Annotated in this window: 14 protein-coding genes and 1 tRNA gene; 7 read left to right on the forward strand and 8 right to left on the reverse strand. The window is 67.0% G+C overall.

Annotated elements, in window-relative coordinates; translation table 11 throughout:
* Nucleotides 1–4: 4 nt before the first annotated feature.
* Nucleotides 5–1,030, reverse strand: a complete 1,026-nt coding sequence (locus QFZ36_RS05845; RefSeq protein WP_306634659.1) for a LysR family transcriptional regulator — start codon at nt 1,028–1,030, stop codon at nt 5–7.
* 110 nt (nt 1,031–1,140) lie between these two features.
* On the opposite strand from QFZ36_RS05845, the gene QFZ36_RS05850 reads away from it, so the two are divergent.
* Nucleotides 1,141–2,394 carry an MFS transporter gene (locus QFZ36_RS05850; RefSeq protein ID WP_306634661.1) on the forward strand — a complete coding sequence of 418 codons (1,254 nt, stop codon included), beginning with the start codon at nt 1,141–1,143 and terminating at the stop codon, nt 2,392–2,394.
* A 52-nt stretch (nt 2,395–2,446) separates the two neighbouring features.
* The gene (locus tag QFZ36_RS05855) at nt 2,447–2,950 is read left to right on the forward strand and encodes an Lrp/AsnC family transcriptional regulator (protein WP_306634663.1); all 504 of its coding nucleotides are present in this window, start codon (nt 2,447–2,449) and stop codon (nt 2,948–2,950) included.
* On the opposite strand, the gene QFZ36_RS05860 is transcribed toward QFZ36_RS05855, so the two are convergent.
* Nucleotides 2,947–4,239 carry an MFS transporter gene (locus QFZ36_RS05860; RefSeq protein ID WP_306634664.1) on the reverse strand — a complete coding sequence of 431 codons (1,293 nt, stop codon included), beginning with the start codon at nt 4,237–4,239 and terminating at the stop codon, nt 2,947–2,949. The two genes, QFZ36_RS05855 and QFZ36_RS05860, sit on opposite strands and share 4 nt — an antisense overlap.
* Nucleotides 4,240–4,407: 168 nt before the next feature.
* Between QFZ36_RS05860 and QFZ36_RS05865 the strand changes: the two genes are divergently transcribed.
* Together QFZ36_RS05865 and corA are read left to right on the forward strand one after the other, a co-directional pair.
* On the forward strand, nt 4,408–4,941 hold the full coding sequence (locus QFZ36_RS05865; RefSeq protein WP_306634666.1) for an Lrp/AsnC family transcriptional regulator: 534 nt from the start codon (nt 4,408–4,410) through the stop codon (nt 4,939–4,941).
* Nucleotides 4,942–4,951: 10 nt separating this feature from the next.
* The gene (corA, locus tag QFZ36_RS05870) at nt 4,952–5,947 is read left to right on the forward strand and encodes a magnesium/cobalt transporter CorA (protein ID WP_306634668.1); all 996 of its coding nucleotides are present in this window, start codon (nt 4,952–4,954) and stop codon (nt 5,945–5,947) included.
* 25 nt (nt 5,948–5,972) lie between these two features.
* Here the strand turns inward: corA and QFZ36_RS05875 are convergent.
* The 4 genes from QFZ36_RS05875 to galU form a co-directional block, all read right to left on the reverse strand.
* Nucleotides 5,973–6,045: transfer RNA gene (locus QFZ36_RS05875), tRNA-Ala, on the reverse strand.
* A 120-nt stretch (nt 6,046–6,165) separates the two neighbouring features.
* Complete coding sequence (locus QFZ36_RS05880; RefSeq protein WP_306634670.1) at nt 6,166–7,083, reverse strand: hypothetical protein; 918 nt, start codon at nt 7,081–7,083, stop codon at nt 6,166–6,168.
* A gap of 81 nt (nt 7,084–7,164) precedes the next feature.
* The gene (locus tag QFZ36_RS05885) at nt 7,165–7,785 is read right to left on the reverse strand and encodes a GNAT family N-acetyltransferase (protein WP_306634672.1); all 621 of its coding nucleotides are present in this window, start codon (nt 7,783–7,785) and stop codon (nt 7,165–7,167) included.
* A gap of 4 nt (nt 7,786–7,789) precedes the next feature.
* The gene (gene galU, locus QFZ36_RS05890; RefSeq protein WP_306634674.1) at nt 7,790–8,695 is read right to left on the reverse strand and encodes a UTP--glucose-1-phosphate uridylyltransferase GalU; all 906 of its coding nucleotides are present in this window, start codon (nt 8,693–8,695) and stop codon (nt 7,790–7,792) included.
* A gap of 104 nt (nt 8,696–8,799) precedes the next feature.
* Here galU and QFZ36_RS05895 point away from each other — a divergent pair, with 104 nt between their 5' ends.
* From QFZ36_RS05895 to QFZ36_RS05905, 3 genes are all read left to right on the forward strand, one after another.
* Nucleotides 8,800–9,417 carry a 5-formyltetrahydrofolate cyclo-ligase gene (locus tag QFZ36_RS05895; RefSeq protein ID WP_306634676.1) on the forward strand — a complete coding sequence of 206 codons (618 nt, stop codon included), beginning with the start codon at nt 8,800–8,802 and terminating at the stop codon, nt 9,415–9,417.
* A gap of 124 nt (nt 9,418–9,541) precedes the next feature.
* The gene (locus QFZ36_RS05900) at nt 9,542–9,817 is read left to right on the forward strand and encodes an FmdB family zinc ribbon protein (RefSeq protein ID WP_306634678.1); all 276 of its coding nucleotides are present in this window, start codon (nt 9,542–9,544) and stop codon (nt 9,815–9,817) included.
* Between the two features lie 100 nt (nt 9,818–9,917).
* Nucleotides 9,918–10,643 (forward strand): RcpC/CpaB family pilus assembly protein, encoded by a 726-nt coding sequence (locus tag QFZ36_RS05905; protein ID WP_306634681.1) that lies wholly within the window; start codon nt 9,918–9,920, stop codon nt 10,641–10,643.
* Between the two features lie 46 nt (nt 10,644–10,689).
* Here QFZ36_RS05905 and QFZ36_RS05910 read toward each other — a convergent pair whose 3' ends face one another.
* Together QFZ36_RS05910 and guaA are read right to left on the reverse strand one after the other, a co-directional pair.
* Nucleotides 10,690–14,910: a DUF4011 domain-containing protein gene (locus QFZ36_RS05910; RefSeq protein ID WP_306634685.1), complete on the reverse strand. Its 4,221-nt coding sequence runs from the start codon at nt 14,908–14,910 to the stop codon at nt 10,690–10,692.
* Nucleotides 14,911–15,039: 129 nt separating this feature from the next.
* Nucleotides 15,040–16,629, reverse strand: coding sequence for a glutamine-hydrolyzing GMP synthase (gene guaA / locus QFZ36_RS05915; RefSeq protein WP_306634691.1), 1,590 nt, complete (start codon nt 16,627–16,629; stop codon nt 15,040–15,042).
* Nucleotides 16,630–16,722: the final 93 nt, after the last annotated feature.

The following is a 16,722-nucleotide window of genomic DNA, read 5'->3' on the forward strand; positions in this document are numbered from 1 at the left end:
AAGGTTACTGGCCAGGCGCGGGAGGAGCTTCGTCGCCGTCCGGGCCGGTGCCCGCCAGCCGGGACCGCCGTTGGACCAGCCCGGCCAGCAGTTGCGGCCCCTCGGTGAGAACGAGTTCGCGGAACAGCCGGACGCCAAGGGGTTCCAGGCCGGGATTTCGCTGGCGCCAACTCAGGCCCACATCGCGGAAGGCCAGGGCCGAGTCAAGGGGCACCTCCACCCAGCCCAGGTTGCCTGTTTCGGTGCTGACGTTCCGTCCGGGAGCGTCCCCGCCCGGAGGCAGGATACTGACTCCGAGTCCGGCCGAAACGAGGCCCCGGACGGTGTGCGTGTCCTGGCTTTCGAATGCGATCCGGGGCCGGTATCCGGCTTCCCGGAACAGTGCATCGGTGAGTGACCGCATCCCGTACCCGGGGCCGAGCGCCACAAACGGGTCGGCACGGATGTCAGCCATCGAGGCCAGCCTGCGCCCGGCGAGCGCGTGGGTGTGATGGACCACCAGGCGCAGGGGCTCCCGGTACAGCAGGGCAGACAACAGGTTCCGGCCTTCGGCGGCTACGGGCGCGGTCAGTGCCAGGTCGGATTCACCGGCCGCAAGCCGGGCCAGGCAGGTGTCGCGTGCTCCCTGGGTCAGTGTGAAGACGGCGCCGGGATGGTGGCTGCGGAATGCGCTGATGAGGAGCGGAAGGGTGGACTCACCGAACGTGTGCTGGAAGGACACCGGGATCCTGCCGCGGACCACGTCCGATTCGCTGCGGACCAGGTCCAGCCCGGCCTGGAATTCCGCCAGCGCCCGCTCGATGTAGGGCAACAGGGAGCGGGCAGCGGGAGTGAGGCGGACTCCCCTGCCCTCCCTCACCAGCAGTTCGGTTCCGACGACGGCGCTCGCCCGCGACAATGCCCTGCTCACCGTTGACTGGGGTACTCCAAGGACTTCGGCCGTCTCGGTGACGTGCTGTGTCCTGCCCAGCTCGGACAGCAGCGGCAGGAGCGGAAGAAGTTGCACCAGCTGCTTCTGGTCGTGCTCCAATGCGGCCTCCTGGTTGTGGTCGGTCCAACGCCAATTGTTCCGTATTTGCTATGAGTTTTGCATAAAAGATGCATTGGAAGCGTCAGTCCACCCGGGGCTACGCTTGCCGGATGCAGCACAGTGTCCCCCATCCCGGCCCCTTGGCTTCCGACGCCGGCTGGCACGGACATGCGAAAGGCTCCAGGGCGTATGGCCGGATCATCCTCGGCCTCGCCTTTGCCGGGGTGGCCACCTTTGCCCAGCTGTATTCCACCCAGGCTGTCCTGCCGATCCTGGCCGCGGACCTGGAGGTCACCGCTGCCGAGGCCGCCCTCACCATCTCGCTGGCTACCATCGGGCTGGCGGTTACTGTCATCCCCTGGTCCTTCCTGGCGGACAGGATCGGAAGGGTCAAGGCAATGGCCTGGGGCATCACGGTGGCCACCGTCCTGGGCCTGCTGGTTCCCCTGGCCACCAGCTTCCCCCTGCTCCTGGGCCTGCGGCTCCTCGAAGGCATGGCCCTGGGCGGCATCCCGGCCATCGCCATTGCCTACCTGAATGAAGAGGTCACCAAAGCGCACGCCGCGCTCGCCGCGGGAAGCTACGTTGCCGGCACCACGCTGGGCGGGCTTGCCGGACGCCTGGTGGCCGGCCCTGCCGGGGAGCTGTGGGGATGGCGCGCCGCTGCCTTGGCCGTGTCCGTACTCGCCACGCTCGCCGCAGTCGCCTTCCTGGTGCTGGTGCCGCGCGCCCGGGGGTTTACGGCTGCCAAGGCGGGACTGCGCGGCGCCGCCCGCACCCTCGGCGGCCATCTGCGCAATATCCGCCTGCTCGCGCTGTACGTCCAGGCTTTCCTGATGATGGGCGGCTTTGTAGCCGTGTACAACTACCTGGGCTTCCGGCTTTCCGGTCAACCCTTCGGGCTGCCAGCCACCGTGGTCAGCCTCATGTTCCTCGCCTACCTGTCCGGGACCTTCACCTCCCGCTGGGCAGCAGGGCTGACCATGCGTTTCGGGCGCCGGAACGTGCTGCTTGCCGGGCTTGCCCTCTCGACGGCGGGCCTCGCCCTCACGCTCACCGCGTCACTGGCGCTGATCCTGGCCGGGCTGGTGGTTTTCACGGGCGGGTTCTTTGCGGCGCACAGCATCGGTGCGGGGTGGACGGGTGCGATCGCCAGCACCGGCCGGGCCCAGGCGGCCTCACTGTACAACCTTGCCTATTACCTCGGGTCAAGCATTATCGGTTGGGCCGGGGGGCTGCTCTTCCAGTCCTCCGGCTGGAGCACGCTGGCGGGCGCCGTCATGATCCTTGCCTGCCTCACCGCGGTGACTGTCGCCGTCGTCCATCCCAGGGAAGCAGGACGACCCAAGGGAGCAGGGGCCTGAACGCCGCCGCGGGGCGTCTAGGATGAACGCAGGAACGTTGTGAGGAGCCACCGTGAGCACGAATGCCAGGAACATCAGGCCGGGAGTGCATCTGGAGCCCCTTGATGCCATTGACGAGCGCCTGCTGGCGGCCCTGGTGGCGGACGCAAGGATCTCCAACAAGCAGCTCGCGGAACTGGTGGGCATAGCGCCCTCTACGGCCCTGATGCGGACCCGGGCCCTCTCGGAGCGGGGCATCGTGCAGGGTTATGAAGCGAAGCTCAACCTGTCCTCCATCGGCAGATCAGTGCAGGCCCTGGTTGCGGTGCGGCTCCGGGCACATGACCGGGACCAGATCGACCGTTTCACGGCCCGCGTTCCGCAGCTGCCGGCGGTGCTGTCCACGTTCCACACTTCAGGCTCGGTGGACTACCTGCTGCACATCGCAGTCGCCACCACAGAAGACCTGCGCGACTGGGTACTGGACAACCTGGCCACAGACCCCGTGGTGGGCCATACGGAAACCACCCTGGTGTTCGAGCACATCCAGGGCAACCACGGGCCGCTGCCGGACTAGTCTGGCCCCGGCTGGCCCTGGCTCCGCTGCCCCACTGCATGGCTTCGCACTGCCTGGCTTCGCACTGCCTGGCGCAGCGTGAGGGCGGCCATGATGAACGCTGCAGCACCGCACAGCACCACGAAGCCTGCCACCGACGGTTCCAGGCCGAAGGCGCCGGCGGCCCAGCCGAGGCCCAGCACCGGCACGGCGCTGCCCAGGTAGGTGATGACGTACAGCGAGCTGATGGTCTGGGCCTGCCGGGCGGGCTCCACCCGGCCGGCCACATCATTAAAAACGGTGCGGAAGGCGAGTCCCTGGCCCAGGCCCGCGGCAAGGCTTGCCGCCACCAGCAGTACGGCACTGTTCCAGGCCCCTGCCGCGCCGAGCAGCAGTACGGAAGCGCCCAGGACCGCGAGGCCGCCCGGCACCACGAAGCGGCTGCGGACAGTGACCAGCTGTGTCAGCGCCGATGCCGCCAGCGTGAGGCAGGCCAGCAGGCCGATCAGGGGGCGGCTCTCCACCGCAAGGATCCGGGCAAAGTAGCCGGGAGCCAGTGAGAGGCAGAAACCGAAGACCGCAAAGCTGAGGAAGCCGACGCCGGACGCGAGCCAGAAGGCGCCCCGCGCCTCCCGCGTGACGGAGGGACGGCGCGGTGCGAGCAGTTGCAGCGGCCTTGGTCCTGCGGGCGGCTGGATGGCGGGGCGGGCCCGCAGCAGGTACAGCGGGACCAGGAGTGCTGCGAGGACTGCCGAATGGACGTTGTAGGGCGCAGAGGTGGCCCCGGGCAGAAGTGACAGCAACCCGCCGACGACGGGGCCCGCGGCCACTCCTCCCGCTGAGGCCAGCAGGGTGAAGCGGGAGGCCCATTCCGGGCGCGCGGGAAGCAACTCGCGCAGGGCCGCGGCGCTGGCGCCGGTGGCGAGGGCAACCGCAGCTCCCTGTAGCGCACGTGCTGCGCACAGCGCGGCCAGCGTGTGTGCTCCGGCGAACAGCCAGCCGCCGGAAAGGCCTGCGACAACAGCCAGGATAAGGGCGGCCCTGCGTCCTATATGGTCCGACCAGTGACCGGCCAGCATCAGCACGGCCACCAGAGCCAGGACGTAGGTGGTGAAGGCGGCCGTCACATCAAGCGGGGACAGCCCCAGCTGCTCCTGCAGCAGGGGATACAGGGGCGTGGCGAGGTTGGCGCCCACCAGGAGCGTGAAAATGACGGCGCCGGCCAACACCAGGCGCGCCGTGGTGGACGCGTCCCACCCTGCGGTGGTGGCTGGCGCCGGACGCATACGGAGCTCGCTGAAGACCGTCATGGTGCCGCCTTTGCTGGTGCCGCGGCAGGTGGTCCTTCTGGGAGCCTGGCGCGGATGGATAGTGGATAGCTCTAGGGTGGAGCAAGATTGCCCTATTGGACGGCGATGGCTGCCAGTATTGAGCAGGATCATCAAAATAGAGCTGCGTGAGTGATGGAGAGTGATCATTTGAACAACCTGGACGCCACGGACCTGAAAATCCTCCTGGAACTGATCCGCGACCCGAGAATCCAGATCGGGGAGCTCAGTGATTCCCTCGGCGTTGCCCGCAACACTGCCCAGTCGCGCGTCCGGCGCCTGCTCCGGACGGGGGTGCTGCGGTCCGGCGGCCGTGAGGTGGACCTGGAGGCTGTGGGATACGACGTGGTGGCCTTTGTGACCATCGAGGTGTCCCACCGTGAGCTGGACGGGGTGGTGGGCGCACTGCGGCTGATTCCGCAGGTCCTGGAAGTGCACGAGATTTCGGGGCGGGGCGATGTCTGGTGCCGGGTGGTGGCAACCGATACCCACAACCTTCAGGCTGCCCTGCGCCAGGTGCTCAGGATTAAAGGCGTCATCAGGACGGAAACCGTCCTGGCGCTGCATACGCATATCCCTTACCGGACAGAGCCGTTGATCAGCGGCCTCACCAAGGCGTCCGCGGCGGGCCAACACGTTCCCGCCAAGTCCTCACGCGCCGGCGGAGAAGGCGCGGACGGCTAGGATTTCGGGAATGACGATCATCGACAACGCCGTTTATGTCAACGGCGTCCGGCATGCCGAGCCTGACAGCCTGGAACAGACCTTCGAGACGCTGGCGCAGCACGGTGGCATGGCATGGATCGGCCTCTACCGGCCCACCGCCGAGGAGATGGCGGCGGTGGCCACGGAGTTCGGGCTGCACTCCCTGGCCGTGGAGGACGCCATCTCGGCGCACCAGCGACCCAAGCTCGAGCGGTACGAGGACGCCCTGTTTACGGTACTTCGGCCCGCGCGGTACCTGGACGCGACGGAGACGGTGGAGTTCGGTGAGCTGCATATTTTCACGGGCAAGAACTTCGTGGTCACTGTCCGGCATGCGGAGACGGCGGGGGTGGCACGGGTACGGCAGCGGCTGGAAAGCAGGCCGGATCTGCTGCGGCACGGACCCGAGGCTGTGTTGTATGCCTTGCTGGACCGCGTGGTGGATGACTACGGGCCTGTGGTGGCGGGGCTTGAGAACGACATCGACGAGATTGAAGACCAGCTGTTCAGCGGAGACAGCGCCGTGTCGCGGCGTATCTACGAACTTGCGCGGGAAGTGATCCAGTTCCAGCGTGCCATCCACCCGCTGCCGGACATGATGCACCAGCTCAAGCGCGGGTTCGAAAAATACGATGTGGAAACCGACCTCCGGCACAGCCTGCGCGATGTGGAGGACCATGTGGAGCGGGTCATCTCCCGGGCCGACTCCTTCCGGGACCTGCTCCAGAACGCCCTCACACTGGACGGCACCCTCACCGCCAACCGGCAGAACGAGGCCAGCGCCAAACAGAACGAACAGGTGAAGAAGATTTCCTCCTGGGCTGCCATCTTCTTCGCGCCATCCTTCGTGGCCGGTGTCTACGGGATGAACTTTGACCACATGCCCGAACTCCACTGGGACCTGGGCTACCCGCTGGCGATCGTTTTGATGGCGGCCACGGCCGCGGCCATGTATGCAGTCTTCAAGAAGAAGGGCTGGCTGTAGAGGCGCTGGCTGGGAAGAAATTTTGTGGAGCTAAGGGGATTCGAACCCCTGACCTCTTCGATGCGAACGAAGCGCTCTACCAACTGAGCTATAACCCCGGAACGAGCCGCCCTGCAGCTGCTGTGCGGCACCGGTGACCCTAGGCTACAAATTTTCCGCGCCCAATGCCAACTGGCATGCAAAAGGCGGCCGGAATACCCGGCCGCCTCAGCAAAGGGTCACGCGCGGCGGCGCTGCAGGACGTCGTCGAGATTGCTGAGCGCGCTCTGCGCCTTGGTGAGCTGCTGGGCTTCGGCGGCCGGTACGGCGGGGACGACGGCGGCGCCCTGCTTCAGGGACGGCTTGCCTGTGGCCTTGGGCGCCTCGGGCAGCTCAAGGGGCTCCGGTGCCGGACGTTCAGCCTTTGCCGCCGCGACGTAAACCGGCTTGGGCACCTCCACGGGCTCCCAGGTGGTGCCCGGCGCGGCCTGGACAGCACTGGTGTCACCGGCTGCCACCGCGACGGCCAGTGCTGCCTCACGGAGTTCCGTTGCCGTCAGCGGCTTGATCTTCGGCCGGTCAGCTTCGGCATCAAAAAGGGGGCTTTCGGCACGCGCAGGCACAGCCTCAGGCTTCGGCGGCACCTGGGCCGTTGCGGGCCTCGCGGCCGGCGCCGCCATCGCGGAACGGAATGCAGCGTTTACCTTGGCCTTGCGGTCACGGATGGCGAGCCTGCGGAGCAGGACCACGGACGCCACGGCCAGGGCGGCGCAGGCCAATGGAAGCACGGGGCTTCCCAGCCCGAAAGCCAGCAGCACGGCAGAGACAAACGCGGTCAGCAGGGAAAGCAGTCCCGCCAGGGCAATCGCCGTGCGGCCGTAGCGGATTTTGAAATGGCCAGCGGTGGCGGTGCTGCCTGTTGCCGTAGCGGATCCGGTGCTCTTCCTGGTGTCCATGGCTTTCTCCTGCTGGGCGGCGAGCTTCAAGACCAGCCCCGCTCGCGGGTCTGGCACATCCTCGGCAGGTGTGTCTGCCAGGAAATCGCCGACGGCCTGGAACTGGTGCCGGCGGTTCCGGAGGACGTAGGGGGCAACCCACACAATCCAGAGCACAACGGCAACCACAAGGATCACGGAGCTGCTAAGGGGGAAGTCCACACTCAAAACCGTATGAGCAACACGACGGCTGCAGCCGCATTCGCCACGGTGTGTCGTGGCGCGGCTGGCAAATGATTGGATTTATGACGCGCGGGTAGCGAGCCACCGGTTCAGCAGCCCCTCCGGAACCTCCTCCGAGGTCAGTGCAAACGAGCGGTGGTCAGCCCACTCGCCGTTAATGTGCAGATAGCGCGGCCGGTATCCCTCATCCCGGAAGCCCAGCTTTTCCACCACCCGCAGGCTGGGCCCGTTTTCGGGCCGGATGTTGATTTCCATCCGGTGCAGTCCTAAGGTGCGGAAACAATGATCGGTCACCAGCGCCACGGCGGTGGGCGCTATCCCCTGCCCGGCCCGGGCCCGGTCAACCCAGTAGCCCAGCGTGGCCATCATGGCCGAGCCCCAGACGATCGACGAAACGGTCAGCTGGCCGACAATCACCGGATTCCGGGCTGCCGGGACACGTTCGGTAATCACAAAGGGAAGCGCGGTGGCCTGGGCGGCCTGGGCGTTGAGGGAACGGACCATTTGGCGGTAGTCGGGCAGCCCACCGGCCGGATCCGGGTTCGAGGCCTCCCACGGCGCCAGCCATTCGCCGTTGCGGGCCCGTACTTCCGTCCATTCTTTTTTGTCCCGGTACCGGATGGGCCTAAGGACCAGGTCGCCGCACTCCAGGGTGACGGGCCAGATAGGGCCGGGGCGCACGGGACTACTTGGACAGGCCGGCGGTGAAGCCCGGCAGCCATTCGCGAAGGCCGGGACCAAGATCGTCGCTGTCAATGGCGAGCTGGACGCAGGCCTTCAGGTAGCTCAGTTTGTCCCCGGTGTCGTAGCGGCGTCCCCGAAAGACCACCCCGTAAACGCCCTGCCCCTCGCCCTCTCCGGACGCGAGTTCCTGCAGGGCATCGGTGAGCTGGATTTCGCCGCCGCGGCCCGGACCAGTACGTTCCAGGACATCGAAAACTGCGGGGTGGAGAACGTACCGGCCAATAATCGCCAGGTTGGACGGAGCTTCCCCGGCGGCCGGCTTTTCGACCAGCCTGTTAATGCGGACGTAGCCCTCGCCGTCGATCTCCTCGATGTCGGCGCAGCCATAGGCGCTGATCTGGGACGGCTCCACCTCAATCAGGGCGACGACGGAGCCGCCCGTTTTGGCGTGCACATCAATCATGGTGCTGAGCAGTTCGTCGCGGGCGTCAATCAGGTCGTCCCCCAAAAGGACCGCGAAGGCTTCGTTGCCGACGTGCTGCCTGGCCCGGAGGACCGCGTGGCCCAGGCCGTTCGGGTCACCCTGGCGGACGTAGTGGATGTCGCCGAGGTTGCTGGCGGCCTGGACGGATGCCAGCTTTTCCGCGTCCCCTTTGCCTTCGAGGGTGGACTCCAGCGACGGAACGCGGTCAAAGTGGTCTTCCAGGGCCCGCTTGTTCCGCCCGGTGATCATCAGGACGTCGTTGAGGCCCACATGCACGGCTTCCTCAACCACGTACTGGATGGCAGGCTTGTCCACGACCGGAAGCATTTCCTTGGGCATGGCCTTGGTGGCAGGCAGGAACCTGGTGCCGAGTCCGGCTGCGGGTATAACTGCTTTGCGAACTCTGGGGTTACTGGTAGTCACCCGACTAATCTAACGTCAGCGTCAAGCAATCAGTAATTATTGAAGGGCTGCCGGACCCCCGGCAGCAGCGAAGCCGCCGCATGGGCGAGTGATGGAGGAAAGACGTGCTGGAGGATGCCAAGGCTGTCAAGAACAGGATCCGCACGGCACACCGCCAACGGCGGGCAACGATGACTCCCCGGCAGCTTGAGGCGGCAGGCGCTGCCCTTGCGCGCCACGGCTCAGCCTGGGCCGGCTCCCTGACCGGCGGAGCACCGGCCACGGTCTGCGTCTATTTCGGCGTAGGAGTGGAACCTCCGACGCTTCCGCTGATCAGCACGCTCCATCACAACGGCCACAGGGTCCTGCTTCCTGTCTGCGAGCCGGGGCGGGAACTGGCCTGGGTCTTCTGGGACCCTGACGCGGGCTTGGAGCAGAGCCGGTTCGCTCCCATCCTCGAGCCCAGGGGTGAGCGGCACGGGCCGGACGTGGCAGCCACGGCTGCCGCCCTGTTTATCCCCGCGACAGCAGTTGACGTGACAGGCAACAGGATCGGGCAAGGCGGGGGTTATTACGACAAGTTCCTGGGCCATCTGGCCACAGCCGGGAAGAATATCCCGCTGGCTGCCGTTATCTACGACGAGGAGTTGCTCCCCGCGGGGCAGATTCCCGAGGAGGAATTCGACCGTCCCGTTCCGGCCATCCTGGCACCGTCAGGATTCCGGTCCTTGGCCGGCGGCTAAGTCCAACTCCACTGGTCCTGCGGGGGATGATAGAATTAGCACTCAGGCCCTGCGACTGCTAACGGACGGACCCTCCGGCCGGGCAGCACGGGACCTCTCGTTTTGCCCAAGAGGAGGAGCACAAGTGCCAACGTATGCGTACGCCTGCAAAGATTGCGGCCATGCCTTCGACATCGTCCAGTCGTTTTCGGACAGCTCTTTGACCTCGTGCCCCGAGTGCCAGGGGACACTGCGCAAGAAATTCAACAGCGTGGGCGTTGTCTTCAAGGGATCCGGCTTCTACCGCACCGATTCCCGGGACGCCAAGGGAAGCACCGTCTCGGCCGCCCCGGCCGCATCCTCAACGCCGGCTCCGGCTGCGGCACCCGCCGCTTCCGCGCCTGCTGCGGCTGCCAGCTAAGGGCCTCCCAGCAGCACCGTACGACGCCGGCCGGCCCGTTTGTCCACATAGGGCGCCTTACGCCTGGTACCGGCATTGCGGCCGGCCTTAGCGTTGGCGCATGCCTGCAAACCTCCCCAGCTCCGGCAGTGGTGCTTCCCGCTACCCGCGCGGCCCCCGCAGTCCCCGCGGCTCCCGCCGCCGGCCCGGAACTGCCCGTGTTGCCAGATGGCTGGGCCGGAACCGCCGGCTGGCCGCGGCCCTGCTGCTGTGCCTGGCGGCCGCGATCAGCGTCCACCAGCTCACCCCTGCACCCGTTGAGACCGTAACCGCAGTTGCTGCCGCCAGGGACCTCCCGGCCGGCGCGGCGCTGGCGCCGTCTGACCTTGCCAGTGTGCAGGTCCCGCCGGGCATGATGGCTGCGGGTTTCCTGGACCAGGCAGCTCACGTGGCCGGCAAGCAGCTGGCGGCTCCGCTGCGCAAGGGCCAGCTTCTCACGGACGCCCAGCTGCTCGGTCCGGGACTGCTGGCAGGCACACCTCCGGGTTCAGCCGCAGTGCCTCTTCGAATGGCGGACCCGTCATCCATCCAGCTAGTCTCGCCCGGGCAGCTTGTCAATGTGGTGCTTACAGACGCCAACGGCTTCGACCAGCAGTCGCCATCAGAAGTCCTGGCAACAGCTGTACCGGTACTTTGGACCTCCGGCAAGGGCGGCTCGAGCGGGCAGTGGCTCGCAACCGCCGAAACGGATGGACTCATCGTGGTAGCGGCAAGCGCCGGGCAGGCGGCACGACTGGCCGGCGCCTCAACTCAGGGGAAGCTCTTCTTTGTCCTGGTCGGACCCTAGGGGGTACGTGCGGCCATTGCGAGCGGACGCCGGGGTGCGCGTGCTCTCAGCCCCAGTGCGGCGGCTTCTGTTCCTTCAACCAGGCATCGTGGTCCTCATCCGTATCGCCCCAGCGCCGAGGGTCATCTTCGGCAGCCTTGGTGGGCAGAATGCCGGCGGCGCCGGTCTGGCCCTGGTCCTTGACCAGGCTCCGTCCCGGGTCATCGCCCTGGTCCTGGCCTTGGTCACCGCCCTGATCCTGGCCTTGGTCCTGGCCCTCCTCCGGTGCAGGCCCGGCCGGGACGGGCGGTTCCTGCCCGGAGTCGTTGTTCTTGTCTTCGGTGGCCACGCGGACCGCCTCCTTGCTGTCCTGATGCTTTACCTGCAGATGGCCCCGGTCCCCGCCGGCCACGTACTGGTCCGGGCTGTTACTGCGCCGGGACCTCTGCTCTCCGGCATCAATGCCGTTGAGCGCCTGGTCAACGTCGTCGTCCAGGAACCCGGCGGACGTGTCCGCCCGGCCCGGAAGAACAACGCGCTCAAGGCCCAGGTATCCGGCAATGCGGTCGGCGCAGGCCGACGGATCAGTGAACACTTCAATGGTCCACAGCGGCATGTACCGCCAGCCCAGCCGCTCCAGCAGCTGCGGGCGAAGCCGGCTCCGTTCACGCACGCTCGTGGTCCGGTACTGTTCGGTGCCGTCGGACTCGATGGCCACCGGCCACGGCAGGTCTGCGTCCTCCTGGCCAATGGTGCCGAGCGGATCGGCAGCGGCCACCACGTCGATGGCACCGTCGTACTGGTGCCATACCCGCGCGCCGCGTGCCCGCAGCCTGTCCCCGAGGTCAGCCACCAAAGGATCGGCGCCCAGGGCCTGCTCGCTGGCGGCAGCGCGTGACGCGGGAGTTCCGAGGTCCGTGTTGCCCGAGATCTCGCGGTCCAGCAGCGAGTACAGGTCCACGGCGCCGTGCGCCAGCCGGGTGTGGTCCAGGTCCTCGGGCCGGAAGCAGGTGAGCACGTGCATGGACCGCCGTGCCCGGGTCATGGCCAGGGCAAACTTCTCCCTGCCCCCTTCTGCGGAGAGCGGACCGAAGTTGTGGAGCGCACGGCCGTGGGGTGTGCGGCCGAAGCCCGGAGAGAAGATGACGTGGTCGCGCACCAGTCCCTGGGCGCGTTCCAGGTCGACCACGCGGAAGGACTCCGGACCGGCGCCGAAGAATCCTGCCAGGCCCGGATGGTTGGGCAGCTGCAGCCGGATGGATTCACCGATCCTTGCGGCATGGCGGAGGCTGGCGGTCACCACGGCCAGGGACGTGCGGGGACGGGTCCGGGCGTGTTCGAAGACCAGTTGCACCACGCGGTTAACCTCGGCCACCACCGACTCCACGCCTTCGTGGTCGGCACTGGGAAGGCCGGTGCCGTCCGGCAGGTACTCCACCAGGAGTGCCCGGTCCAGGCCCGTGGCGGACTGGCCCTCGGGCAGCCGCCGCAGGCCGCCGTCGTAAAAGTTCTTGCTGAGCTGCAGGACCAGGTCCTCGTCCACCGCGCGGTAGACGAAGTTGAGGCGCCACACTGGAAGCACCGCGGACAGCGCCTTGAAAGCACTTTCCACCCGCTGGTGGGCCGTCTCCCCTGCCGCCAGCCGCTCCACGCCCACGGTGAAGGTCCGCGGGCTGGCGATCATGGCGTCACCAAAAGCGATCACCTGACGGGCGCGCGCGATGGACGGAAGCACGGCCTGGAGCGAGGTTGCCTCGGAATCCAGGATCACCACAGCGTCGAAGTGCTGTTCGGCGGGCAGGAGGCCGGTCATCAGGTAGGGGCTGACGGACCAGACGGGCACCAGGGTGCCGATCAGGTCGGGCGCCTGCGCAGTCAGTGCAGGGAGTGACACCCGGCCGTCCTTGAGCAGGCTCCGCAGCAGGTCGGCCTGGCGGGGGTGGGCGGCGATGGCGGCACGCCACCGTTCGGCCAGGTCCCAGCGAAGCCGTGCCGCGCCGCTGGCGATATGGGCGTTGTCCGCCAGCCGGTATTCGGCCTCGAGCTGCCGCAGGGCATCACCGTCGGACATGGCCAGGTAGTCGTCGCCGCTGATCATGGCCTCGAGCGCCGACTGCCACCATGCCAGTTCAAGTTCTGCCGCCACCGAATGCGCCGGCACCTCGCGCTCGGCCAGGTCGGCCAGGAGCTCGCCCAGCCCGTGCTCGCGCATATTCTCGATCAGGAGGGTGCGCTCAGGCAGGGTTTTGAGGGTATCGGTGTCCGCCACGAGCCGCTCGAGCCGCTCCATGAGCTCCTCGTACCGGACACCGGACAGTTCGCCGCCGGCCCCGGTGTGCCGGAGCGCTTCACCGAGCTGGGCCAGCTCACCGTCCAGGGCACGGTACATGGCGCTGATTTCGGCGAGCCCGGACGGAACCGCAGGGTGGCGCTGGGTGGTGGCATAGCCGGCCCACAACGCACGCTGTTCCTGCACCAGGACCAGGGAACTGTGGAGATCGGCAATATGGACGCCCGGCCGGACGTATTCCTTGGCCACCCTGCGCAGCCGCGACCGCTGCATGGCGGTCAATTCGATGCCGCGCTCCCGGCGCCAGGCTGACGGCGCGGTGGCTGAAATGAGGTCGGTGACAGGCCTGTCGAAGATATCCGGGGTGAACTTGTCCAGGCTTCCCCGCACAGCCATCAGGAGCTCAAGCTGTTCGCCCCATTCGGCGAAGGAGGCGCCCAGCCGGATCTCGGCATGCTCCGCCACGGCGTTCATGCGTTCACGCAGGGCCGGCAGGCTCTTTTCGACGGACCGGACCAGGTCCTGGGCCTCCTCTGTTTCCTTGCGGGTGAGGAGCCGTGCACCGTGCCAGGGGCTGGTGGTTGACGCCTTGCTGAAGCTGCCCAGCTCCGCGGCCCGGCGGAGCCGCTCAGCCAGCTCGTCGCGGTCCCGGATGCTGTCCAGGACACTCCGCTTCAGCCGGACAGTGGTGGCGGGCGCCGGATGGATCGACGTGAGCTCAGCCAGTGACTGCATGGCCTGGTAGGGCGAGCAGCCCCAGCGCTGGCGGACGTTGTGCAGCGACGCCACGTGGTCCATCAGGGCGTGCCGGTGCTCCGTCAGCGTGTTGTACAGGTTCCCCAGCTGGGGTTCCAGGGATTTTTCGTTCCGGACAATCGCGCGGACCAGCTGCCCTTTCAACTGTTGGGGAGTAACGTTCCCGGATAACTGGAACAGGATGGACTCAAGGCCCAAAGTTTCCAGCTGGCTGGACACCTCGTTGAGGCTGGCGCGGCGGTCGCCCACCACCAGGACGGTCTTTCCGGCGTCCACCAGGGCGCCGATGGTGTTGAGGGCGGTTTGGGTCTGGCCGGTCCCGGGAGGGCTGCTGACCACCAGGGAATCGCCGGCGCGGGCGGCGTCGATAACGTACTGCTGGTCGACGTCGGCGTCCAGCAGGAGCATCTCGTCGCTGGGGTGCCTGCTGTCCAGCGGGGGGAACCGTGCGGGATCCGGTTCCTCTACGTCCACCACTTCGCCGCCTGCCGCAGTGGCAAGGGCGGACACGATGGGGTTGGAGTCGTTGATCCACGGATCGTCCAGGTTTCCGGAGAGGTCCGCAAACGTGGACACCAGCAGGTTGTGCTGGGCCTCGGCCCCGTGGATGGGCCTGATCAGCGTCGCCAGCCGGTCCAGGACGGGCTGCGGATCAAACCGGGCGGTGCTGTAGGCGAGCCGGGTGACGGCGTTGACATCGAAGACGATGCCGTGAACGTTCTTCAGGTGCCGTACCAGCGCGGGGTTGATATGGGCCTGTTCGGTCAGCTGCAGTTCGTAGTCGTCCTCGCCGGGACGGACGGTGAGGGAAATCGCCGTGAGCATCACCGGCGCGGAGATGCGCTGGGGCTTGCCGCCGACGGCGGACGTCCATACCACCGTGCCTGCCGAAAGGTATCCGGCGTCGATGCCGCGATCGTTGGCAAGCTCGAAGATCTTGGACCGGATGTTCCGGGAGGCGCGGGCCGCCACCACGTACTGCTGGCGGTCCCGGATGAGCGTGGAGAGCCTGGTACGGCGCCCCGCCATCAGCTGGGCCAGGCCGGACGGGTGGGCGTGGGTCAGGTCAATGGAGCCTTCGGGCGTCTTGGTGAAGCGCAGCATTGTGTCCGCCCCGGTGACGGGTTTGAGCCCGGACAGCCATTTACGGAGCTCCTCCGAGCCTTCCGGGTGGCCTTGACCAACTGACACTACTGCCTTCTTTTCTGCGCTTGCGCGTGACGCCCTGGACCATACCGGCATAGATTCGAGAGTAGCCGCTTCGGCGCCGGACTGAGAGACCGCAACACTGGGGCGAGCTAAATTGCCGAGGATTTCGGGGAAGAAACAGCGATGGCCGGCCTCTTGAACTGAGGCCGGCCACTCATGCTGCTATTCCCATTCGATGGTTCCCGGCGGCTTGCTGGTGACATCGAGCACCACGCGGTTGACGCCTTCCACCTCGTTGGTGATGCGGTTGGAGATCCTGGCAAGGAGTTCGTACGGCAGCCGTGACCAGTCCGCCGTCATGGCGTCCTCGGAGGAGACCGGACGGAGCACGATGGGGTGGCCGTAGGTGCGGCCGTCCCCCATGACACCGACGCTGCGGACATCGGCCAGGAGGACCACCGGCATCTGCCATACGTCGTTGTCCAGTCCGGCTGCGGTGAGCTCGGCACGGGCAATCGCGTCGGCCTTGCGCAGCAGGTCCAGCCGCTCCTTGGTGACTTCACCGACGATGCGGATACCAAGTCCGGGACCCGGGAAGGGCTGGCGGCCAACGATCTCCTGCGGCAGGCCCAGCTGGGCGCCGACGGCACGGACCTCATCTTTGAAGAGGGCGCGCAGCGGCTCCACGAGCTCGAACTGCAGGTCCTCCGGGAGCCCGCCCACGTTGTGATGGCTCTTGATGTTCGCGGCACCTTCGCCGCCGCCGGATTCGACGACGTCCGGGTACAGCGTGCCCTGGACCAGGAACTTGATCTTTTCGCCGTGCGCAGCCGCCTCGGCAATGATGGCCAGTTCAGCTTCTTCAAACGCACGGATGAACTCGCGGCCGATGATCTTGCGCTTCGTTTCCGGATCGCTGACGCCGGCCAGGGCAGCCTGGAACCGCTCCTGCTCATTGGCGACGTAGAGCTTGACGCCGGTGGCGGCGACGAAGTCGCGTTCCACCTGCTCGGCTTCGCCTTCGCGCAGCAGGCCGTGGTCCACGAACACACAGGTCAGCTGGTCGCCGACGGCGCGCTGGACGAGGGCTGCGGCAACTGCGGAGTCCACGCCGCCGGAAAGGCCACAGATGACCCGGGCATCGCCGATCTGCTTGCGGATGCGCTCCACCTGCTCCTCGAGGATGTTGCCGGTGGTCCAGTTGGGTTCCAGCCGGGCGCCCTTGAAGAGGAAGTTTTCCAGGACCTGCTGGCCGTAGGCGGAGTGCTTGACCTCGGGGTGCCACTGCACGCCGAAGAGGCCCTTCTCCTCGTTGGCGAAAGCAGCAACTTCAGCACCCGCCGTCGTCGCCAGCACTTCAAAGCCGTCCGGTGCCTCATGGACGGAATCGCCGTGGCTCATCCAGGTCTTCTGGTGCTGCGGCATGCCCTCCAGGACAGAGCGGCCCTCGCCGAGGATGGTGGTTTCGGTGGAGCCGTACTCCCGCAGCCCGGTCTTGTCCACCTTGCCGCCCAGGGCGTTGGCCATGGCCTGGAAGCCGTAGCAGATCCCAAAGACGGGAACACCGGCTTCGAACAGGTCGGCCCCGACGCTGGGGGCGCCGTCAGCGTAGACGCTGGAGGGGCCGCCGGAAAGGATGATGGCGGCGGGGTTCTTGGCCAGGAGCTGCTCGGTTGTGTAGGTATGCGGAACCACTTCCGAATACACATTTGCTTCCCGGACGCGGCGGGCAATCAGCTGCGCGTACTGGGCACCGTAGTCAACAACCAGCACCGGCTTCTGGGAAGTCTGGGATGCAGTGGGAGTAGTCACCGTACTAGCCTACTTGGCGCCGTTGGACCGGCGCACCTTGAGAAGCCGCGCTGTGACGCAGCACTCCCCGCAAGGCAACAGCGCGCCAGGCAA

This window comes from Pseudarthrobacter siccitolerans, from assembly GCF_030823375.1.
GTDB lineage: Bacteria > Actinomycetota > Actinomycetes > Actinomycetales > Micrococcaceae > Arthrobacter > Arthrobacter siccitolerans_A.

Bases quoted from the DNA above. Each gene is read 5' to 3' on its own strand.
- QFZ36_RS05910 (WP_306634685.1), bottom strand. From the start codon at position 14,910: ATGCCGGTATGGTCCAGGGCGTCACGCGCAAGCGCAGAAAAGAAGGCA.
- QFZ36_RS05850 (WP_306634661.1), top strand. From the start codon at position 1,141: ATGCAGCACAGTGTCCCCCATCCCGGCCCCTTGGCTTCCGACGCCGGC.
- QFZ36_RS05905 (WP_306634681.1), top strand. From the start codon at position 9,918: ATGCCTGCAAACCTCCCCAGCTCCGGCAGTGGTGCTTCCCGCTACCCG.
- corA (WP_306634668.1), top strand. From the start codon at position 4,952: ATGACGATCATCGACAACGCCGTTTATGTCAACGGCGTCCGGCATGCC.
- QFZ36_RS05860 (WP_306634664.1), bottom strand. From the start codon at position 4,239: ATGACGGTCTTCAGCGAGCTCCGTATGCGTCCGGCGCCAGCCACCACC.